The organism is Curtobacterium sp. ISL-83 (genome assembly GCF_018613895.1).
In the GTDB taxonomy this organism is placed as follows: Bacteria; Actinomycetota; Actinomycetes; order Actinomycetales; family Microbacteriaceae; genus Curtobacterium.
This window is the reverse complement of record NZ_JAGGPH010000007.1, coordinates 434,215-454,155: the sequence shown is the minus strand read 5'-3', so window position 1 is coordinate 454,155 and position 19,941 is coordinate 434,215. Positions and strand designations below refer to the sequence as shown.

20 protein-coding genes are annotated in these 19,941 nt (G+C 71.9%); 11 read left to right on the top strand and 9 right to left on the bottom strand.

The annotated features are described in order from the left end of the window. Positions 1–27: 27 nt before the first annotated feature. Positions 28–957, top strand: a complete 930-nt coding sequence (locus tag J7E22_RS06655) for an NADP-dependent oxidoreductase (protein WP_214980057.1) — start codon at positions 28–30, stop codon at positions 955–957. 103 nt (positions 958–1,060) lie between these two features. On the opposite strand, the gene J7E22_RS06650 is transcribed toward J7E22_RS06655, so the two are convergent. Continuing rightward, positions 1,061–1,930 (bottom strand): NmrA family NAD(P)-binding protein, encoded by an 870-nt coding sequence (locus tag J7E22_RS06650; protein WP_214980055.1) that lies wholly within the window; start codon positions 1,928–1,930, stop codon positions 1,061–1,063. An 86-nt stretch (positions 1,931–2,016) separates the two neighbouring features. Here J7E22_RS06650 and J7E22_RS06645 point away from each other — a divergent pair, with 86 nt between their 5' ends. The 4 genes from J7E22_RS06645 (at position 2,017) to J7E22_RS06630 (ending at position 7,427) form a co-directional block, all read left to right on the top strand. Continuing rightward, a complete protein-coding gene (locus J7E22_RS06645; protein WP_214980053.1) occupies positions 2,017–2,778 on the top strand; it encodes a TetR/AcrR family transcriptional regulator in 762 nt (253 codons plus the stop codon). 227 nt (positions 2,779–3,005) lie between these two features. Further along, positions 3,006–3,146, top strand: coding sequence for a hypothetical protein (locus tag J7E22_RS06640; protein WP_214980051.1), 141 nt, complete (start codon positions 3,006–3,008; stop codon positions 3,144–3,146). Further along, positions 3,143–3,292, top strand: a complete 150-nt coding sequence (locus J7E22_RS06635; protein ID WP_214980049.1) for a hypothetical protein — start codon at positions 3,143–3,145, stop codon at positions 3,290–3,292. The genes J7E22_RS06640 and J7E22_RS06635 overlap by 4 nt, the downstream gene beginning before the upstream one ends. A 259-nt stretch (positions 3,293–3,551) precedes the next feature. Next, positions 3,552–7,427: an Ig-like domain repeat protein gene (locus J7E22_RS06630; protein ID WP_214980047.1), complete on the top strand. Its 3,876-nt coding sequence runs from the start codon at positions 3,552–3,554 to the stop codon at positions 7,425–7,427. Between the two features lie 97 nt (positions 7,428–7,524). Here the strand turns inward: J7E22_RS06630 and J7E22_RS06625 are convergent, their stop codons facing one another. The 4 genes from J7E22_RS06625 to J7E22_RS06610 all read right to left on the bottom strand — a co-directional run bounded on the left by J7E22_RS06625 (position 7,525) and on the right by J7E22_RS06610 (position 9,021). Further along, positions 7,525–7,722, bottom strand: a complete 198-nt coding sequence (locus J7E22_RS06625) for a hypothetical protein (RefSeq protein WP_214980046.1) — start codon at positions 7,720–7,722, stop codon at positions 7,525–7,527. Positions 7,723–7,922: 200 nt separating this feature from the next. Then, on the bottom strand, positions 7,923–8,522 hold the full coding sequence (locus J7E22_RS06620; protein WP_214980044.1) for a TetR/AcrR family transcriptional regulator: 600 nt from the start codon (positions 8,520–8,522) through the stop codon (positions 7,923–7,925). 40 nt (positions 8,523–8,562) lie between these two features. Continuing rightward, a complete protein-coding gene (locus J7E22_RS06615) occupies positions 8,563–8,727 on the bottom strand; it encodes a hypothetical protein (protein WP_214980042.1) in 165 nt (54 codons plus the stop codon). 81 nt (positions 8,728–8,808) lie between these two features. Further along, positions 8,809–9,021, bottom strand: coding sequence for a hypothetical protein (locus J7E22_RS06610; protein WP_214980040.1), 213 nt, complete (start codon positions 9,019–9,021; stop codon positions 8,809–8,811). Between the two features lie 219 nt (positions 9,022–9,240). Between J7E22_RS06610 and J7E22_RS06605 the strand changes: the two genes are divergently transcribed. The 3 genes from J7E22_RS06605 (at position 9,241) to J7E22_RS06595 (ending at position 11,394) form a co-directional block, all read left to right on the top strand. Then, positions 9,241–10,194 carry a helix-turn-helix domain-containing protein gene (locus J7E22_RS06605; RefSeq protein ID WP_214980038.1) on the top strand — a complete coding sequence of 318 codons (954 nt, stop codon included), beginning with the start codon at positions 9,241–9,243 and terminating at the stop codon, positions 10,192–10,194. Between the two features lie 152 nt (positions 10,195–10,346). Further along, a complete protein-coding gene (locus J7E22_RS06600; protein WP_214980036.1) occupies positions 10,347–10,901 on the top strand; it encodes a MarR family winged helix-turn-helix transcriptional regulator in 555 nt (184 codons plus the stop codon). A gap of 37 nt (positions 10,902–10,938) precedes the next feature. After that, complete coding sequence (locus tag J7E22_RS06595) at positions 10,939–11,394, top strand: hypothetical protein (protein WP_214980034.1); 456 nt, start codon at positions 10,939–10,941, stop codon at positions 11,392–11,394. A 64-nt stretch (positions 11,395–11,458) separates the two neighbouring features. Here the strand turns inward: J7E22_RS06595 and J7E22_RS06590 are convergent, their stop codons facing one another. The 3 genes from J7E22_RS06590 to gabT are packed head-to-tail and all read right to left on the bottom strand — an operon-like array spanning position 11,459 to position 15,769. Continuing rightward, entirely contained in the window at positions 11,459–12,829 is a 1,371-nt protein-coding gene (locus J7E22_RS06590; protein ID WP_214980032.1) for an NAD(P)/FAD-dependent oxidoreductase, read from the bottom strand. Positions 12,830–12,842: 13 nt separating this feature from the next. After that, positions 12,843–14,339: an NAD-dependent succinate-semialdehyde dehydrogenase gene (locus J7E22_RS06585; RefSeq protein WP_214980030.1), complete on the bottom strand. Its 1,497-nt coding sequence runs from the start codon at positions 14,337–14,339 to the stop codon at positions 12,843–12,845. Continuing rightward, complete coding sequence (gene gabT / locus J7E22_RS06580; RefSeq protein ID WP_214980028.1) at positions 14,339–15,769, bottom strand: 4-aminobutyrate--2-oxoglutarate transaminase; 1,431 nt, start codon at positions 15,767–15,769, stop codon at positions 14,339–14,341. The genes J7E22_RS06585 and gabT overlap by 1 nt, the downstream gene beginning before the upstream one ends. A gap of 92 nt (positions 15,770–15,861) precedes the next feature. Here gabT and J7E22_RS06575 point away from each other — a divergent pair, with 92 nt between their 5' ends. Continuing rightward, a complete protein-coding gene (locus tag J7E22_RS06575; RefSeq protein ID WP_214980027.1) occupies positions 15,862–17,400 on the top strand; it encodes a PucR family transcriptional regulator in 1,539 nt (512 codons plus the stop codon). Between the two features lie 141 nt (positions 17,401–17,541). Next, positions 17,542–18,165, top strand: coding sequence for a TetR/AcrR family transcriptional regulator (locus J7E22_RS06570; protein WP_214980025.1), 624 nt, complete (start codon positions 17,542–17,544; stop codon positions 18,163–18,165). 96 nt (positions 18,166–18,261) lie between these two features. Here J7E22_RS06570 and J7E22_RS06565 read toward each other — a convergent pair whose 3' ends face one another. Further along, positions 18,262–19,338 (bottom strand): GNAT family N-acetyltransferase, encoded by a 1,077-nt coding sequence (locus J7E22_RS06565; RefSeq protein ID WP_214980023.1) that lies wholly within the window; start codon positions 19,336–19,338, stop codon positions 18,262–18,264. 176 nt (positions 19,339–19,514) lie between these two features. Between J7E22_RS06565 and J7E22_RS06560 the strand changes: the two genes are divergently transcribed. After that, a complete protein-coding gene (locus tag J7E22_RS06560; RefSeq protein ID WP_214980020.1) occupies positions 19,515–19,901 on the top strand; it encodes a hypothetical protein in 387 nt (128 codons plus the stop codon). Positions 19,902–19,941: the final 40 nt, after the last annotated feature.

The window sequence follows — 19,941 nt, the reverse complement described above, 5'->3', positions numbered from 1 at the left end:
CGAAACACTTGACGAAGGGAACCCACCATGAAGGCAGTCCAGTTCCACCAGGTCGGCGGCCCCGAGGTCCTGCGCTACGACGACGTCGAGCAGCCGGTCCCGACCCCCGGTCAGGTTCGCCTGCGGGTCGCCGCGTCGGCCTACAGCGCCGCCGACGGGAGCATCCGCGCCGGCCTCCTCCCGATTCCGATCGCTCTTCCGCACATCCCCGGTTACGACGTCTCGGGCACCATCGACGCCCTCGGAGACGGTGTCACGGGGCTCGCCATCGGTGACGCCGTGATCGGGTTCCTGCCGATGGAGCGCGACGGCGGTGCGGCCGAGTACGTGGTGGCACCGGCGGAGGCACTGGTCGCGGCGCCGACGACCATCCCGCTGGCGGATGCCGCAGCCCTCCCGTCCGTGGCCCTGACCGCATGGCAGGCCCTCTTCGACGAGGGCGCCCTCCGCGCCGGACAGCGCGTGCTCATCGTGGGCGCCGGTGGTGTCGTCGGCGGGTACGCGATCCAGCTCGCGAAGCGCGCCGGCGTGCACGTCATCGCGACGGCGAGCCCGTGGAGTGCCGAGGCCGTCCGTGCAGCCGGGGCCGATCAGGTGATCGACCACACGACGACCGACGTGCTGCAGGCGGTCGACGGGCAGGTGGACGTGCTGCTGAACCTCGCACCGGTCGACCCGGAGCAGTTCGTCCGCAACGTCGCACCGGTCCGCGACGGGGGCGCGGTCGTCAGCACGACGGCGTTCATGGCCACCCCGGGCGACGAGTCGCGCGGTGTCCGCGCGGTGACGGTGTTCGTCCAGCCGAACCGGGACCGGCTCCGTCAGTTGGTCGAACTCGTCGACCAGGGCGCGCTCACCGTCGAGGTCACGCGCCGGATCCCGCTGAGCGAGCTGCCGGCCCTCCACGCCGAGGCCGCAGAGGCGGGCATCACCGGCAAGGTCGTCGTCCTCCCCTGATGACGCGGGTCCCAGCCCGACCGCCATTCGAACGGGAGGCTCGTGGCCGCCCCGCCACGCGCCTCCCGTCCGACGCTTCCTCGGCGAGAAGGCGGTCCGGCGGTCACGCCGCCGACGTCGCCGCGATGATGCCACCGAGCACCTCACGAGCCGTCACCGGCTCGCGACCCAGCAGCTCGCGCAGCAGCGGATCGGTCCCGGCGAACCGTCCCTGCTCCGCCGCCTGGTACATGCCGAGCAGGAACCGCAGCATCTGCTCCTGCTGCCCCGCAGCGATGCCACGGTCGATCCAGACCTGCTCGTCGACCAGCTCGAACCGCACCGCGGTGCCGGACACCTCGGAGGCGATCTGCGCGAGGTCGGCGAACGTCGGCGCCTCGGTCGCGGTGAGCGTCACCGGTCCGTCCAACGGCTCCTCGCGGAGCAGGATCCGCGCGGCGGCTTCGGCCACGTCGTCCCGTGACGTCCACGAGACCGGCCCGTTCGCCGGCACCGACACGACCCCGGTGGCCTGCCACGGCCCGAGCATCCACTGCATGCTGTGGGCGTAGAACCCGTTCCGGAGGGACGTCCACCGGAGCCCGGACGCCTCGAGCATGTCTTCGGTCGCCGCGTGGTGCTGCGCCGGGATGAACGGTGATCCGGCACCGGCACCCTGGTGGCTCGTGTACAGGACCCGGCCGACACCCGCGGCGACAGCGGCGTCCACGGCGTTGCGGTGCTGGGTGATCGTGTCGCCGACGGGGTCGTTCGACGAGACGAGCAGGAGCTGGTCAGCACCGGCGAAGGCGGTGCGGAGGCTTTCGGGGTCGTCGTAGTCGCCCCCCCGGACGGCGACGCCCAGGTCTGCCAGGTGCGCCGCCTTCACCGGGTCCCGCGCGACGACGGTGAGCTCGGAGGCGGGGAGTCGATCCAGCAGGTGCGCGGTGGTCGCGCCGTTGAGGGCGCCGGTCGCGCCGGTGATCGTGATCATGGGTGTCCTTCTTCCAGTACCATCGGAAACAACCGGACGCTATCATCGGAAACACGGTGGTAGCAAGGAGTTGTTATCGTTGATCCGTGACCGACGCGCCGAACCCGAGGGACGACGTCCGGGCACGGGTCGTCACTGCCGCTGCTGAACTCCTGCACGAGCAGGGTGCTGCAGCGGTGACCACACGGGTCGTCGCCGAACGTGCGGGAACACAGCCGCCGACGATCTACCGCCTGTTCGGTGACAAGGACGGCTTGCTCGATGCCGTGGCCGAACACGCGATGGCGGAGTTCAGCGCCGAGAAGGCCGCCGCCGTCCGAGCGGCCGGTGCGCAGGACGTCGATCCGGTGGCGGACCTCCGCACGGGCTGGGACATGACGATCGGGTTCGGGCTCGCCAATCCGGACCTCTTCGTGATCATGAGCGACCCCCGCCGGGGCCGCGGGTCAGCGGCGGTCGCCGCCGGTCTGCGGCTTCTCGAGGAGCGCCTCCGACGCGTCGCGGCGGCCGGGAGGCTCGTGGTGCGCGAGCAGGAGGCGGTGCGCCTGGTGCACGCGGCCGGCACCGGTGCCGTGCTCGCGATCCTGGCTGAGCCCGAGGGGGCGCGGGACCCACGTCTCGCTGACGTCGTCTTCGAGGGGGTCCTCTCGCAGATCCTCGCGCCCGCACCCGTGCCGGCGCAGTCGTCCTCTTCCTCTTCCTCGTCCCCGTCCTCGACGCGGACCGCAGCCCTGACGCTCCGCGCGGTCGCCGCCGACCTCGATCCCCTGTCACCCGCGGAACGGGCCGTACTCGCCGAGTGGCTGGACCGCGTCGTCGACCACCAGGGCGCCGTCGGGGGACGGTGATCGCGGTCTGCCGCCACAGGTGGATAGTTCAGTTCGTGAAACGTCCATCATGCGAACAGTTCACGCTTCCGGTACATCTCGGCGTCGGGAGGTCGTAGATTTCAGGGACCGGATTGCATTTGCGGTCTCGTCGTCACGATGGCCTTCGCACCTCTGCGAAGCGCTGACACCCCGAGACGGTCCGGTGGCAATGAGGCTTTCGACGCCTCATGGAAGGTCGGTCCTCAATGACCGCCACAGCGTTCCACTTCTTCCCGTCCCTGCCCCTCCAGGTGGGAACTGTTCGGTACCCGCGCGTCCAGGCCCTCTCCGGCACCCGTCACGGGTCGTCGTCCCCCGTTTCCCGCGGTGCCGAGGTGCTCTCGTGAGCGCCGACCGGCTCGACCGCAGCGGACGCGGTGTCCGCGCGACCCGGACGTCAGCCGACGCCGACCTGCTCCAGACCAGCCGTCTCGGTGACGAGCGCCCGGTGGAGTTCACCTACGACGACTGCTTCCTCGAACCACCCTGCTGAGTCCCCACTCGAGATCGTCAGCGCCGAGAGACCCGCCCCGCCAGGAACCCCCTGGACGAGGCGGGTCTTTTCGTGCCGGGAGGACGGTTCCGCGTGAACCGACGCCGTTCGACGGCAGAACGTCCCCCGAAATGGCGGCTATACGGGGGACAACCACGCCGATACGTTCGTCCCGCATCGCTGGGGCCGTTCGACTTCTTCCGGTCCCGACTGGTTCACCGCAGCCCGCCAGGGCTCGGCTTCTCGGACAGGATCTTCCGTGTTCTTCTCTTCCCTCGGCCCGACTGCCCGGCCGCGACGTCGGGCGACGCAGGCACTCGCCGTCGTTGCCGTCGTCGGAGCGATGGTCGGCGTGAGCTTCTCGACGAGTGGTGCCGCAGAGGCTGCCACCCCGCAGACCGTGTTCGTGACCACCCCGTTCACCGGCCCGACCTCGCCCGGCTACATCGAGCCGTCGGCGCCGAGCGGGTCCAACGTGGCGTGCCTGACAGCCGGGACCGACACGTCTGCCGGAGTCCCGGGATGCTCGGCGACGGCGATCGATCCCACCGGGAGCGGCGCACTCCGGCTGACCAGCAACGCCAACTCGCTCGAAGGTGGCGTCGGGTCCACGCAGTCCGTTCCCATCTCGAAGGGACTGGACGCGGTCTTCGACTCCTACCAGTACGGCGGGAACCGGGCGGACGGGATCGCGTTCTACCTCGCGGCAACCGACCCGTACAACCCTCAGGTGCCGACGGTCATCGGTCAGGCCGGCGGCTCGCTCGGGTACAGCCCCACCGGCGCCAGTGCCGGCCTCGCGCACGGCTACCTCGGGTTGGGGTTGGACGAGTACGGCAACTACCTCAGCAGCGGATTCGACGGGTCCGGCTGTTCCACTGCCCCGGGATCGGGCACACAAGCGACCAACGTGTCCGTCCGCGGCCCCGGGAACGGATCCGTCGGGTACTGCGTCCTTCCCGGGTACAACGCCAGCATCGGCGGGAAGAACGCCCTGGAGAGCACGTCGCGAGCCGCATCCCGTGTTCCCGTGGAGGTCATCGTCAACCCGGCCTCGACCATCGCTGCTTCCGCCGGGACCAGCGACCTGACCTCGATCTCGGTTCCGGCGATGTCGTACGCGATCGTGTTCAAGACCATCGGTGCGACCAGTCAGAAGGTCGTCACCGGGACGCTCCCCGACCTCCGCACGCCCGCCTACAGCGGCCTGTTCCCGTCCGCCTGGTACGACCCGACCACGGGATTGCCCTACAAGCTCACGTTCGGGTGGGTCGCGTCGACGGGGGGCAACACCGACGTGCACGAGGTGAACAACTTCTCCGCGCAGACACTCAACGGCCCCGTACCGGAACTCACCGCTGACTCCACGGTGGACGACAGTGCCCCCGGCATGGGTTCCTCGGACACCTACACCGTCACCCCAGCGGTGTCAGGCCAGGGCGGCTCCGAGACGCAGCCGGTACGGGTGACGACCACGTTCCCGTCCCGCACCACTCCCGCCCCCTCCATCAGCACGGACTACACCTGCACGATCAGCGGGCAGACCGAGACCTGCACGTACACCGGAACGACCGCGGCCGGTGCCTCCCTGCCGGCGTTGGCACTCCCGTTCACCGCGACCGGCCCCGTCAGCAGCACAGCGCAGTCGATCACGTCGCAGGTGTCCTCCGCGGACGCAACGACGGTCACGACGTCCTCCTCGATCACCGTCGTCAAGCACACGACGACGACCACCGTGAGCGCGCCGCAATCGGTGGACTACGCCACCAGCGAGACCATCACCGCGACCGTGACCCCCTCGTCCGCCACGGGAACCGTCGATTTCGTCGACTCGACCACGGGGGCGACGCTGTGTGCAGCCGCGCCCGTCTCGTCCGGCAGAGCAACCTGTCCGGCCACCAACACCGGCCCCCTCGGTGCGCACACCATCACCGCGACGTACAGCGGCGACGCCGCCGGCACGGGTTCCACCGGCACCGCGACCACCACCGTGCAGAAGGCGGCGTCCACCATCACCGCGTCGGCGAGCCCGGCGGAGACCAGCTTCGGCACCACCTCGACGTTGACCGCGACCGGCATCCCGTCCGGCGCGACGGGGACGGTCCGCTTCACCGACGCGAGCAACACCGTCCTGTGCGCGACCACCGCTGATGCACCGCACTGCACAACGGCCGCCGACCTCGCCGCCGGCACGTACGCGGTGACCGCGAAGTACGACGGTGACGCGGACTTCGCCGAGTCGAGCAGCGCGAGCACCCCGTTGACCATCGACAAGGCCACCGCGAACATCGCCGCCGCCGTCGACGCTGCAACCGGCACCGTGTACGGCACCCCCGCGACCCTGTCCGTCACCGGGCTCGCCTCCGGCAGCACCGGGACGGTCACGTTCTCCGACACGAACACCGGCGTCACGCTCTGCACGGCGACGTTGCCCGCCACTTCCTGCGCGACGTCCGGCACGCTCGACGCCGGCACCTACGCGGTGAACGCCGACTACCCGGGGGACGCCGAGCGGGCCGCGGCGACCAGCAACAACCCGACGGTCCTGACCATCACCACGGCACCCACACCGACCATCACCGCCCAGGTGGACCACTCCTCGGTCGAGTACGGCGCCGCCGGCACGTTCACCACGACGGGCATCCCATCCGGCGACGCCGGCACGGTGCGGTACACCACCGCCGACGGCGCCGTCCTCTGCACCGCGACGCTGCCGACCACGTCCTGCGGCACGGCGACGACGCTGCCAGCCGGTTCGTACGACGTCACCGCGACGTACTCGGGCGACACCGATCACAGCGGTGCCACCGCCGCCGCCATCCCGTTCACCGTCACCCCCGCGACGGCGACCGTGCAGGCATCGGTGGACGACGGCCCGAACGCGACCGTCGTCTACGCCACCGCCGCGACGCTCGACTCCACCGGCCTCGCACCGTCGGCGACCGGGACCGTCGCCTACCAGGCCGGGGGCACCGCGCTCTGCACGGCCACGCTGCCCACCACGACCTGCGACACGAGCGGAACGGTCGAGCCCGGCGCGTACAGCATCACCGCCGTGTACTCCGGCGACCACGACCACCAGGCGGAGACCAGCCCGGCGGTCTCGCTGACCGTCGCCAAGGCCACGGCCGCGCTCACGGACACCGTCAACGGCGGTCCGTCCGCGGCGACGAGCTACGGGACCGCCGCGACGCTCGACTCCGCCGGCTACCCGACGGGCGCCACCGGAACGGTCGAGTACCTCGACCAGAACGGCGACCTCGTCTGCACCGCGACCCTGCCGACCACCTCCTGCACCACGGACCCGCAGTTGGCTGCGGGTGACCACACCGTGACCGCCACGTACACCGGCGACGCGCACAACGAGCCGGTCACCACCACGACCGGCGTGACGCTGCACATCACCCGCGGCGGCGTGACCACGCTCGCGTCAACCGTCAACGGGCTGCCGACCGCAACGGTGGTCCACGGCCACACAGCGAGGCTGAACAGCACCGGCGTCCCCTCCAGCGCAACCGGGACGGTCGCCTACGAGACCGCGGACGGCACCGTCATCTGCAGGACGACGCTCCCGAACACGACGTGCGACACCCCGGCCGGCCTGGCCGGAGGCACCGATGCCATCACGGCGCACTACAGCGGCGACGGCAACCACGACGCCGCAGTCGGCCCCGTCGTGATGCTCCGGATCGCTGCCGAACCGACGACGATGACCGAGCACAGCACCGTCGCCACGCACGGGACCGGGCACACCACCACGCTGGCGGTCGCCGGTGTGGCCGCCGGAGCGACCGGAACGGTCGCGTTCACCACGAACGGGAAGGCGCTCTGCACCGTGACCCTGCCGGATCGGTCGTGCACGACAACGGTGCTCGCGGCCGGCCGGCACACGATCACCGCCCGGTACTCCGGGGACGCCTCCTACGCGGAGAGCACCGCAACCGGCACCGTCACCATCGCCGCCGCGCTCGCGCCCCACGGAGCCCACCGCGTCCCGGGGGCACTCGGAAAGCTCGCCTACACGGGCTTCAGCAACGGCGGCGGCCTGCTCGGGTCCGCGGCACTGCTGCTCAGCGCCGGGGCAGTGTTGCTCATCGCACGACGACGCCGCCGCCTCCACGGCGACGCCGAGTAGCCAGCACGACGAACACCGCGCCCGCCCCGCCAGGATCACCTGGACGGGGCGGGTCGTCGTCGTTGCCGCAGCCGGGCGACGACCGACGTGGGACCGGTCAGTGCCGCGGCGGGCCGTTCCGGTCGATGCGCGGCGGGGCCTGCACCCGCGGCGCGATGTGCAGGAACAGGTCGTCGATCAGGGGTTCGCCCAGTTCGTCGGCGCCGGTCAGCCCACGTCGGTGCATCTTCTGCATCCGCCGCATCGACACGATGCGCAGGGGTTCGGTCACGGGGTCGCTCTCGTACGAGGACATGTCTTCCTTTCGGCCGTCAGACGGGTCGGCGCCGGGGTCGGCGCGCGGGGAGTGCGGGGGTCGCTCACAGCAGCGCCGGGCGGCACGCGCGGCGGAGCGGCACAACGCAGCAGGGGAACACTGCGCAGCAGCGAGCGGCCGAGACGGTCAGCCCAGGGGCGGACGGACGTCGGGGACGTCGGTCCGGAGGGGGACGGACGTCAAAAGCGGTCGGTGGTGGCGTAGACGGACATGAGCATCGCTGCGCCGAGGCGAGCGGTGCGGGCCGGCTGCGACGACTGCTGCACGGCGGACTCGACGCGGGCACCCTCGACAAGCAGGGTCAGGGTCTGGGCGACCTGCGCCGGCATCGCGGCACGGGCGCACACCAGGGTCAGGTGCCGTTCCACGTCCCTGAAGTGTTCTGCGGCGAGCGAGGCGATGACCGGGTCCTGTCGACCGAGCTCGGCATGGCCGTTGATGAAGGCGCAACCGCGCCAGCTCGCGTCGTCGAAGCACTCCTCGAGGAACCCGAAGATGCCGAGGACCTCGTCCCGTGGGTCGGAGACCGCGTCCGCGATCCGTTCGACCGCGTGGCGCCACGCGCCGTGCCACCGCTGCAGGACCGCGACGACCAGGAGCTGCTTCGTCGGGTACGCGGAAGTGAGTTCGTCGACCGTCAGTTCGGCGTGCTCGGCCACGTGCTCGACGGTGATCGGGACGACGCCGTAGAGCGTGAACAGCTCGTCGGCAGCCGCGGCAGCCACACGCTGGGTGTCACTGAGCGGCTCGGTCGGTGTCAGGGTGAGTGTCGCGGGCATCAGGACGTCCTCCGCGCCGCGTCCCCCGCGGTGCGGCCGGTCATGCGGAGAAGAAGTCGGCGTACGTCGGGTCGGGGGTCCCGGTGTGGTGGTGCATGGCGAGACGAGCGGCCACCATCGCCTCGAGGGCGTGCGGCGGCATGAGCCCGCGCCGACGCCACTCGCCGGGGAACTGGCGGAGTTCGTCGAGGGTGTGGTCACTCATGGAGTGCCTCCTGTGCCGCGAGGAGCGCGGCCATGTCGATCTGTTGCGTCGGCAGTCCCTCCGACATGGTCAGGTGCCGGGTCATGCGGTGAGCCCGAGGAGCACGGCGGCGGACGCGGCGATCGTGACGGACGCGATGCCGGTGGCGGTCGCGGCGATCGCCAGGGTCCGCTGGTGCTGGGCCGCACGCACCTCGGAGAAGGTGCTGCGGTGGTGGTGACGACGGCCGTGTGACACGGCGTCGTGGGCGGCCTTCGGGCCGAAGGAGAGGTCCGGTTCGGTGATGGCGTTCATGTCGTCATCCCCTTCCTGGGGTGGCTGCACCCCGTTGCGTTCCGGTATGACGAACGTACGGCCGCACTCGCCGGGGGCCACCATCAGAACCGGTTCCCCGCGACTATCGGACGTGGTGTCGCCCAGGACATCCGGTAACGGGGCCGCACGGTCGTCACGCATACCGGCCATCCCCACGAGTTCAATTCGTGAACATGGAAGACTCCTCCGCGGTGGACCATGACTGACAAGCATCCGGAGCACATCCGCGAGAGCGCGCACGGAGAAGACCTCGACGAGGCCCGTGCAGTGCTCTCGACGGCGTACGACGGGATCGAGTGGCACGCGGACGCCACGGCCGCGCCGTTCTCCTTCGGGTACTCGTCCGTCGGCGACGCGAACATGACGCTCCGGTCGGTCCACTTCGACGGGCGGATCTCCGGCGTGATGACCCCGTCGGACGACTTCGTGGTCCAGTGGATCACCCGCGGCGCCGCGGTCCTCGGCGAACGGGACGACCGCATCGACCTGCGACTGGGCGTCCCGCAGCTCTGGCCCCAGCAGGGCGCAGCCTTCACGTTCGAGGACTACGACCAGCAGCTCGTGCAGGTCAACCGCTCGGCGGTCGAGGAGGTCGCGAAGGAACGCGGGTTCGCCGCGGACCACCTCCGCCTCGACCACCTGGTGACGCCGGACGAGCGGTCGCTGCTGATGTGGAAGAACACGCTCCACCTGATCTCGCAGACCGTCCTCGACCGGAACGCCCCGCCACTCCTGCAGGCCGAGATGAGCCGCCTCGGCGCGCTCACCCTGCTCGAGCTGTACCCGGTCGCGGCCGACGTCCTGCCCGCCGAACTGCTGCTCCCGAGGAACGACCACATCCGGCGGGCCGTGGAGTACGTCCACGCGCACGCGCACCTGCCGATCACCTCGACCGACCTGGCCGAGATCGCGTCGCTCAGCCTCCGCGCGCTGCAGCAGGCGTTCCAACGGCAGTTCGGGATGACGCCGAACACCTACCTCCGCACGGTTCGCCTGGACCGCGTCCGCGACGCCCTGCACATGGGCGACCCGGGGACGACGAGCATCGCCGACGTCGCCCGGACCTGGGGATTCGCGCACGCGGGCAGGTTCTCGGCGGCGTACCTCGAACAGCACGGTGAGTACCCGAAGGAGACGCTCCGCCGCGTTTGACGGCGGGACGCGCTCGGCGGCGGGGCTCGCTGGCTGGCCCGATCCGGGCACGAGGTACGGTGGAGACACCTCGCATCGCGCGAGTCGGCACCGGAGGCCGCAGCCGCCTCCGTGTCGCGCCATCGCCCCACGGCAGCCGGACACGATCGATCATGGACACCAGCACCCCCGACGACGTCGAGCAGGCCGTGCCGGAACCCATGACGGAACCGGAGTTCGACGTCGTCGCCGCGCTCATGCGCTTGGAGATGGCGGACGCCGGCATCCGGTCCCGACTCCGTGATCGGCTGCACCTGAACGCCACGGACCTCGCCGCGGTGCAGTACCTCGCCCGCGCGGACGCCGCCGGTCGGACCGTCTACTCCAAGGACCTCGCCGCGGTCCTCGGCGTCAGTGCGCCCGCCGTCACCGCCGTCGTGAACCGCCTCATCCGCGCCGGACACCTGGTCCGCACAACGGACCCGGAGCGACCCCGGTTCCGCCTGCTGACGCTGACCGACGAGACGAAGGCCCTCCTCACCGACATCATCGGCGACACCCAGGTGCTCCTGCAGACCGTGGTCGCGAAGATGAGCAACCGGGACAAGAAGCGGGCGGTGGCACTCATCACCGAGCTGGCCCGCGCGCTCGACGACGGTGCGCACCCGCGGCCGGGTCTCCTCGACGGCGCGAGCGCCGCTGAACGCGAAGCAGCACCCGAGGGCTGAGCACCTCGCGTCGCTTGGGCGCCCCTAGGATCGCAACATGAGCGACCCTGCGGCGCGAGGCCCCCGTCCGACCGTCGTTACCGTGGCCGTGGCGCTGTGGTGGCTGTCGAGCGCCGCGGGCGTCCTGTCGACGGCGGTACGGGCCGTCGTGACCACCGAGCGGGACGGGGCGGTGTCGATCATCCCCGCCGTGGTCGTCATCGGCATCTGGGTGTTCTTCGGCTGGCTGGGCTGGCGCGTGTTCCTCGGCTCCGCCCGCGCCCGGTTCTGGGTCGCGGTCCTCGGGGCCCTGTCCTTCCTGGGGGCCTTCGCGCCGCCGTACGGGCTCAACACCGTCCTGGGACTGCTCCCCGGTGCGGTCGCGGTCCTCACCTACGTCCCGGCCGCCCGGCCCTTCTTCCCGAAGGCGCCACCTCGGGTCCGACGGCCACCGGAACCGCGTGTCGTCGCGTGGGACCCGAACACGGGCGAGCCGATCCGCGAGGGCGACTGAACGACGGACGGGAGGCACGGGGCCAGCTGGCACCGCGCCTCCCGTCTGCGACTGGTCCGGTCGGTTACCGCACCGACGCTGCCTGCGGAACCGCGGCCAGGATCTCGTCGGCGACGAGCCGGCCCATCCGGACCGCGCCGTCGACGTGCTGGTACCCGTGTCCGGCAAGGTCACTCGACCCGAAGCGGATCGGGCCGACCGAGGCACGCTGATCGGCACCGTAGCGGGCGAGGCCACCCAGGTCGAAGCTCGCCGCGTAGGCGCCGCGGGTCCACTCCTCGGTCCCCCAGTCGCTCTCGTAGTAGACGACCGGGCGCCGTGCCTCGTCGCCGTAGTAGTGCGCGAGCGAGTCCAGGACCTTCGCCTTGCGCTCCTGGGCCGAGAGCGCGAACACACCGTCGGCGTGCTCGTCGGAGATGAACCCGACGAGGGTCCCCTGCGTCTCGCCGTGCGTCGTGTTGTCGTACGCCTCGTGCACCAGCTCGTACGGGCTGAACGCGGTTCCCGACAGTCCCGCATCGCGCCAGAACGGCCGGTCGTAGACCGCGTGCACCTTGATCACGAAGCCCATCGACAGGTGCTGGTGCAGCTGGTGCTGCCGGCGGGGCAGCGGCGGCTCGTACGAGATCCGCGAGTACAGGGGCGGCGGCACGGCGACGAGCGCCTGCTTCGCGTGCACCTCGATCCCGCCGTCGGCGAGCGCCACCACGCCCTGGTCGGACCACCGCAGGGTGCGGACCGGCGCGTTCAGGTGCACGTCGTCGCCCAGGCGCTCGGCGAGCCGCTCGGACACCTGCTGCATCCCACCGACCACGCGCTTGTCCAGGATGAAGTCGGCGTCGACCAGGTTCGCGAAGCTGCCGGCGGACGCCGCCATGAGCAGCGCCTGCAGGGCCGAGAACGTGTGCGCGGGCTTGGTGAGCATCGCGCCGGCGATGAACAGCTCGACGTTGTCGGTCGCGACCCGGTCGGTGCTGAGGCCGTGCAGCCACGCACGGAACGAGATCGCGTCGAGCGCCGCCGCGTCCGGAGCCGCCCACGGACGGTCCGGGTCGACCTGCGACACGTACCCGTCGACGACCTCGACCAGTCGCTCGATCTCCGCCGCGCTGGCCTCGGGCAGCGGGAAGATGTCGCCGGTGTACTCGGTGCGCGTGCCGTCGGCGTCGATGTAGACGCTGGACCCCTCGCGGTAGCGGTCGTAGGTCTCGAGGCCGAGCTCGTCCAGGGTCTCGAGCAGCGCGGTCTGGTCCGGGGACACCCACTGGCCGCCGATCTCCAGCGTGACACCCTCGATGTCGTTCGTCCACGTGCGGCCGCCGACGCGGTCCCGGGCTTCGAGCACGGCGACCGTCAGGCCCGCGGCCCGCAGTCGGTTCGCCGCGGTCAGCCCGGTGACCCCGGCGCCGATGATGACGACGTCGCGTTCGGTCATCGTCGTGCTCCCTTCATCGCCCGAACGGGTCGGGCGTCAGTGTGTACATGGTCTCGAGGTACTCGCCGATGCCCTCGCCGCCGCCCTCACGGCCGAGGCCGGACTGCTTGACGCCGCCGAAGGGCGCCGAGGCGTTCGAGACGATCCCGGTGTTCAGTCCGAGCATGCCCGTCTCGAGCCGCTCCATCAGACGCTGCCCGCGCGCCGGGTCCTCGGTGAACGCGTAGCCGACCAGACCGTACTCGGTGTCGTTCGCGGCCGCGACGGCCTCGTCCTCGGTGCGGAAGGTGCGGATGGCCAGGACGGGCCCGAAGATCTCGTCCCGCAGGATGTCGCTGCCGGGCTGCACGTCGGTCAGCACGGTCGGCGCGTAGAACGTGCCGGTGCCCTCGCCCGGGTGCCCGCCGGTGCGGACCACGGCGCCTCGCTCGACGGCGTCGGTGACCAGGCGGTGTGCCTTCGCGACCGCGCGGTCGTCGATGAGCGGTCCGATCGCGACTCCGTCCTCAGTGCCACGGCCGACGCGCATCGCCTCGACGCGGGCGGTCACGCGGGCGGCGAAGTCCTCCGCGACGTCCTCGTGCACCAGGAACCGGTTGGCGGCGGTGCAGGCCTGCCCGGTGTTCCGGAACTTGGCGGCGAGCGCCCCCTCCACCGCCAGGTCGAGATCGGCGTCGGCGAACACCAGGAACGGGGCGTTGCCGCCGAGTTCCATGCTGGTCCGCAGCACGTTCTGTGCCGCCTGGGCGAGCAGGGTCCGGCCGACCGGGGTCGAGCCGGTGAAGCTGAGCTTGCGCAGGCGCGGGTCGGTGATCACGGGCTCGGACACCGCGCCCGCCGTCGTGGTGGGGATCACGTTCACGACGCCGGCCGGCACACCCGCCTCGGCGAGCAGGTCGACGAACAGCAGGGTGGTCAGCGGAGTGAGTTCGGCGGGCTTCACGACGACGGTGCAGCCGGCGGCGAGCGCCGGGGCGATCTTCCGGGTCGCCATCGCCAGCGGGAAGTTCCACGGGGTGATCAGGAACGCGGGACCGACGGGCTTGTGGCTGACGATGGTCCGGCCGGTGCCCTCGGGGTTCGTGCCGTACGAGCCGCCGATGCGGACCGCCTCCTCGGAGAACCAGCGGAGGAACTCACCCCCGTACGTGACCTCGCCCCGGGCCTCGGCGAGGGGCTTGCCCATCTCCAGGGTCATCAGGAGCGCGAAGTCCTCGCGACGCTCCTGCAGCAGGTCGAACGCGCGACGCAGCATCTCGGCGCGCACGCGCGGCGGGGTGGCGGCCCAGCTGTGGCGGGCGGCGTCAGCGGCGGCGAGCGCACGCAGGCCGTCCTCCGGGGTGGCATCGGCGATGCGCTTGAGCGTCTCGCCAGTGGAGGGATCGACGACGGCGAAGGTCCCGCCGTCGGCAGACGGGCCCCACGACCCGTCGATGTACAGGCCCTGCGGGACCCGGTCGAGCACGGCCTGCTCGACGGCGGGGCCGGTCGCTGCCGGCTGCGGGGCCATCACGACGCCACCGCCGCGGTGGTGGCGGACTGCGTGGAGACCGGTTCGGCTGGTGGCGCGTCGGGCGCATGGGCCGCGAGTCCGTCGAGCACGATCGACAGGCCCTCGCGGAGCAGGTCGTCGTCGATGGCGAGCGGCGGCAGGAAGCGTAGGACGTTGCCGTACGTGCCGGCCGTCAGGGCGATCACGCCGTGCTCGGTGGCGTACCGGACGACCCTGCCGGTGAGCGCGGCGTCCGGCTCACCCGTGGTGGGGTCGACGAGCTCCATGGCGATCATCGCGCCGCGTCCCCGGACGTCACCGATGCGCGGGTCACGGGCCTGGGCCTCGTGGAGCGCGTCGAGCACGATCGTGCCGATCTCGGCAGCCCGTTCGACGAGCCCGTCGTGCTCGAACGCGTCGATCGCGGCGAGGGCGGCGGCACACGCGATCGGGTTGCCGCCGTAGGTCCCGCCGAGTCCGCCGACGTGCGCCGAGTCCATCACGTCCGCGCGTCCCGTGACGGCCGAGAGCGGCAGGCCACCGGCCATGCCCTTCGCGGTCGTCACGATGTCGGGGACGATGCCCTCGTGCTCGCTGGCGAACATCGCGCCGGTGCGGGCGAAGCCGGTCTGGACCTCGTCGGCGATGAACACGACGCCGTTCGCGGTGGCCCACTCGGACAGCGCCCGGAGGAACCCGGGAGCGGGGACCACGAAGCCGCCCTCGCCCTGGATCGGCTCGATGAGGATCGCCGCGGTGTTCTCGGCCCCCACCTGCTTCTCGATCTGCAGGATGGCACGCGCGGCCGCCTCGGGACCGGACAGGCCGCCGTCACGGAACGGGTACGACATCGGGACCCGGTAGACCTCGGGAGCGAACGGGCCGAAGCCGTTCTTGTACGGCTGGTTCTTCGCCGTGAGCGCCATCGTCAGGTTCGTCCGACCGTGGTACGCGTGGTCGAACACCACGACCGCCTGTCGTCCGGTGTGCTTGCGGGCGATCTTGACGGCGTTCTCGACAGCCTCGGCACCGGAGTTGAACAGCGCGGTGCGCTTCTCGTGGTCGCCGGGCGTCAGGCGGTTCAGGGCCTCGGCGACCGCGATGTAGCCGTCGTAGGCGGTGATGGTGAAGCACGTGTGCGTGAACGCCTGCACCTGCTGGGTCACCGCGGCGACGACGGCCGGGTGCGCGTTCCCGACGCTCGTGACGGCGATCCCGGATCCGAGGTCGATGAGCGAGTTGCCGTCCGCGTCCACGACGACGCCACCACCGGCGGCGACGACGGCGATCGGCACGGCGACTCCGACACCGGCGGCGACGGCGGCGGACTTCCGGGCGAGCAGCTCCTGGGACCGGGGTCCGGGGATGGCCGTGACGACCCGTCGTTCCTGCGGCAGCGTGGGGCCGCCGTGAGGTGCACTGACCGAGGGTGCTTCGGTGGAGGACATGCGGCGATGGTAGGAGCCGGAGCCGTGTGTCCCCACTGTCCACCGCGTACACCGGATCGACCGCCGATCGCCTTCGCGGATAAGGTGCTCGCATGCCCGCGACGCTGCGTACCCTCCTGCACCGGGCCGACCTGCGTCTCCACCTCCGGACCGGGACCGAATCGGACCTGCTCGACGCGCCGCTGTCCTGGTTGCACAGCTCGGACCTCGCCGACCCGACCCCCTTCCTGGCGGCGGGCCAGGGCCTCCTCACCACGGGCACGCAGTTCGGGACCGACGCCGACGTCTCGGCCGAGATGGTGGACGCGTACGTCGCCCGACTCCGGGACCGCGGGCTGGTCACGCTGGGCTTCGGCACCGAGGTCGTCCGGGCGGGCACCCCGGAGGCGCTCGTCGCCGCGTGCGAACGACACGGACTCCCCCTGGTCGAGGTGCCGTACGAGACGTCGTTCATCGCCGTCGCCCAGGCGAACGCCGACGCGGTGGCACGCGACGCGAACGCCCGGAACGCCTGGGCCCTGTCCGCACAGCGGGCCATCTCCCTCGCCGCGATGCGCCCGGACGGGCTCGGCGCGACCATCGCGGAACTCTCGCACCAGCTCGACGGGTGGGTCGGACTGATCGACGTCTCCGGCCGGCTCGACCGGAGCCACCCCGTCGACGGCGTCACCGCGGACGACCTGGCGCTCGTGCAGGGCCAGGCGCTCCGCCTCCTCCGCGCCGGGCAGCGTGCGAGCCTGCCCGTCGCGACCCAGCACACCGGCTTCACCCTGCAGACGCTCGGCAGTGGCGGACACCTGAGCGGCGTGCTGGCCATCGCGAACGAGAGCGCGCTCGACCAGGCGGGACGGGAGGTCGTGACGTCGGTCATCGCGCTGGCCGGTCTCGCACTGCAGCAGAACACCGAGCTGGCGCGTGCCCGCGGGCTCCTCCGCACCGGGCTGCTCACGATGCTGTCGGTGGGCGACCCCGAGGTCGTCGACCGGACCTCCCGCGAGGTCTGGGGTCCGCTCCCGGTCGAACCGGTGCGGATCGCCGCGGTCGACGTCTCCGACCACGACCTCGACACCGTGGTCGACCTGCTCGAACTGTGGGTGCAGGACCGACCGGGGCAGTTGTTCTTCGCGGTCGACGACGCGCTGTTCCTCTGCGTGACCGCCGACCACGTCGGGCTCGTCGAGGACCTCGTCGCCCGGTTCGACCTGCGGGCCGGACTGTCGGACGGTGCCGCCTACCGATCGTTCGGGCGGGCCAGGACCGAGGCCGTGCAGGCACTCGACCGTCGACGGGAGGGCCGTCCCGGCATCACCGAGTTCGGCGACCTCGCGCGGGAGGGCGTCCTGGCGCACCTGGCGCACGTGGACGTCGACGCCGGCGCGGTGGCGCGGGCGTTCCTCGCACCCCTCGTCGAGCACGACGCCGCGGCGGGCACCGAGCTGACGCGGACCGTGCGGGCCTGGCTCGAGGAGAACTGCGAGTACGACCGGACCGCGCAGTCGCTCGGCATCCACCGGCACACCGCCCGTGCACGGGTGGAGCACGCGGGGCGACTGCTCGAGCGGGACCTGTCCGTCTTCGCGACCCGGGCCGACCTGTGGGCGGCCTTCGTCGTCACCGACCAGGGGCGGTGACCCGCGTCGGGCCGGAGGCGGTGCGGCGGGGCCGGTGCACGCCTCCAGTCACGAGGACGACAGGCGCGACCGGCGCGACAGGTACGACAGGCGCGACCGACGCGACCACCCGAGCCCGACGCCCGCGCCTAGGGTGGGTGCGTGCCGACGCCACCGCCCCGCCGACGTCTCAGCCCCGCCGAGCGGAGCGCGCAGATCGGCCGTGCCGCGATCGACCTCGCCCGCGCCGAGGGCCTCTCGGCGGTGACCCTCCGCGGGATCGCCGCGTCCGTCGGCGTCGCCCCGTCGCTCGTGGCGCACTACCACCCGAGCATGGAGGACCTGGTCGGCGCGACGTTCCGCTCGATCGCCGCTGCCGAGGTCGCCGAGGTGCGCCGGATCGTCGGCTCAGCCTCGACCGCGGATCCGCTGGCGCCGTTGCGCACGCTCCTCGACTGCATCAGCGACCCGGCGCGGGACGACGTCGCGGCGCTCTGGGCCGACGCGTGGAGCATCGGTCGGACGAACGACGCGTTGGCCGCCGCAGCGCGCGAGGTCATGGACGACTGGCAAGGACTGGCGACGAGTGTCGTCACCGACGGTGTCGCCGCCGGCGTGCTCCGCACCGAGGACCCCGACGCCGTCGCCCGACTGCTCTTCGCCCTGGTCGACGCGACGAACGGGTACGCCCTGGTGCAGTACCTCGACCGACGGACGCGCGAGGACCTGGTCCGTGCGGGTGTCGCTCGCGCGGTGGGGCTCGACGAGCGCGACCTCACCGCGTGACACGACACCGGCACGGCGTGACACGACATCGGCACGGCGTGACAGGACACCCGCACGGTCGGCTCACACGTGTCGCCCGGACCGGGAAAGACCTGGTCAGGGCACCTGCACGAACCGCAGCGCACCCCGGTCGCGCAACTGGAACCCGAGGTGCCGGTAGAGCCCGATCGCTCCCGGGTTGCCCGCCGCCGCGTGCATGAGCGGTGTCTCCCCACGCTCGCGGATGCCGTGGGCAACGGCCAGCACGAGCCGGCGCCCGAGTCCTTGCCCGCGGTACGCCTCGTCGGTGCAGACGGCGCTGATCTCGGTCCAGCCCGGTGGGTGCAGTCGCTCCCCCGCCATGGCGACGAGGCGCCCGTCACGTCGGATCCCGAGGTACCGTCCGAGCTCGATCGTGCGCGGGAGGAACGGGCCGGGCTTGGTCCGCTCGACGAGCGCCGTCATCTCCGGCACGTCGTCCGCGGTCAGGTCGACGGCCTCCGCATCGGGAGCGCCCTGCACCGCCTCCCCGGTGAGCTGGACGCCGCTGGCGCCGTCGATCGGGTGCCACCCGTCCGGCAGCACCGTCGCCGCCGACACCCCGATCCCCGCTCCGGGACCGAGGAGGGTGCGGACGTCCGCCCAGTCGGACGCCGTGGCAGGCTGCGGCACCCCGGTCCACACGGACACGTCAGGCAGGTAGCGGGCGACCTCACCCCGGCGCTCCGCGAAGCGGGCGTGCGCACCGTTCAACGACGCGAGCGCGGGTGCGTCGAGCACGCGCGTGGGTGTGCCGTCCTCGGCCAGGGACAGGTCGAGGACCCGCAGTGCGGCACCGCGCACGTCGCCTCCACGGAAGCCCGCGTCCGCCAGCACTCGGCGAGCGCCGTCCGACCATCCCGTCGTGTCCGCGACCACGGCCACGGCGAACCGCGAACGGGCGCGGTCGACGACGTGGTCCACGAGGGTCCGCAGGTCGCGCCCGGTGGTCGCGTCGGCACTGCCGCCCTGGAGGCGCAGCTCGACCTCACCGGGCCGGGTCGCGTTCCCGAGATGGGCGCCGGGAGCGCTGATCACGACACCCCCAGAGGGGGTTTCGGTACTCGTGCCCGCGGCGATCCAGCGTTCTTCCGCGGGTTCTGCCGTCGGAACACGGCGGACGGCTGCTGCACGGACGTCACTGGAGGTGGTCATGCCTCCAGTCTCGGCCATCCGGCACGCGGGGCCGGATCGTTGCGGCGGATGACGGGCGCCTCAGGCCCGAGCACCCGGCGCGGACCTGCTCGACGCGAGCGGGTCGGCCACCCGGGGACGCACTGCTCAGTAGGCTCGGCTCGCCGGATCAGGGCCCGGCGGGGACGAGGGACACCATGGCGGGATCGACGGACCGACCGAGGCGACGCGCTCGACCGCGTCCCCAGCTCGTCACGGTGTCGTTCGCCCTCTGGCTGGTCTGGATCGCGGCGTGCGTGATCGCGACCGTCCTGCAGTTCACGACCCCCACGGCGGACCTCGGTGCCCTGCCGGCCTTCCTGGTCGCGCTCGTCGTGTGGGGCCTCGTCACCTGGGCGGCGTTCCGCATGGCTGCCGGCTCGTCCACGGCGCGCATCGTGCTCGTCGTCATCGCGGTGTTCCGGGCGGTCGTGAGCCTGACGAGCGGTGACCTCGCGATCGCGACGATCGCGCTGTCGATCGCGGCCGCGGTCCTGTGCTTCCTGCCGTCCGTGCGCCCGTACTTCCGCCGCGCCGACGCCTGATCGGTTCCATCGGACGGCTCTCGGGTGTGGGCGGGATCTC

Coding starts and splice junctions, on each gene's coding strand:
- gabT (WP_214980028.1), bottom strand. CDS start 15,769: ATGTCCTCCACCGAAGCACCCTCGGTCAGTGCACCTCACGGCGGCCCC.
- J7E22_RS06655 (WP_214980057.1), top strand. CDS start 28: ATGAAGGCAGTCCAGTTCCACCAGGTCGGCGGCCCCGAGGTCCTGCGC.
- J7E22_RS06560 (WP_214980020.1), top strand. CDS start 19,515: ATGGCGGGATCGACGGACCGACCGAGGCGACGCGCTCGACCGCGTCCC.
- J7E22_RS06620 (WP_214980044.1), bottom strand. CDS start 8,522: ATGCCCGCGACACTCACCCTGACACCGACCGAGCCGCTCAGTGACACC.
- J7E22_RS06615 (WP_214980042.1), bottom strand. CDS start 8,727: ATGAGTGACCACACCCTCGACGAACTCCGCCAGTTCCCCGGCGAGTGG.
- J7E22_RS06625 (WP_214980046.1), bottom strand. CDS start 7,722: ATGTCCTCGTACGAGAGCGACCCCGTGACCGAACCCCTGCGCATCGTG.
- J7E22_RS06640 (WP_214980051.1), top strand. CDS start 3,006: ATGACCGCCACAGCGTTCCACTTCTTCCCGTCCCTGCCCCTCCAGGTG.
- J7E22_RS06605 (WP_214980038.1), top strand. CDS start 9,241: ATGACTGACAAGCATCCGGAGCACATCCGCGAGAGCGCGCACGGAGAA.
- J7E22_RS06650 (WP_214980055.1), bottom strand. CDS start 1,930: ATGATCACGATCACCGGCGCGACCGGCGCCCTCAACGGCGCGACCACC.
- J7E22_RS06585 (WP_214980030.1), bottom strand. CDS start 14,339: ATGGCCCCGCAGCCGGCAGCGACCGGCCCCGCCGTCGAGCAGGCCGTG.
- J7E22_RS06595 (WP_214980034.1), top strand. CDS start 10,939: ATGAGCGACCCTGCGGCGCGAGGCCCCCGTCCGACCGTCGTTACCGTG.
- J7E22_RS06610 (WP_214980040.1), bottom strand. CDS start 9,021: ATGAACGCCATCACCGAACCGGACCTCTCCTTCGGCCCGAAGGCCGCC.
- J7E22_RS06590 (WP_214980032.1), bottom strand. CDS start 12,829: ATGACCGAACGCGACGTCGTCATCATCGGCGCCGGGGTCACCGGGCTG.
- J7E22_RS06600 (WP_214980036.1), top strand. CDS start 10,347: ATGGACACCAGCACCCCCGACGACGTCGAGCAGGCCGTGCCGGAACCC.
- J7E22_RS06575 (WP_214980027.1), top strand. CDS start 15,862: ATGCCCGCGACGCTGCGTACCCTCCTGCACCGGGCCGACCTGCGTCTC.
- J7E22_RS06565 (WP_214980023.1), bottom strand. CDS start 19,338: ATGACCACCTCCAGTGACGTCCGTGCAGCAGCCGTCCGCCGTGTTCCG.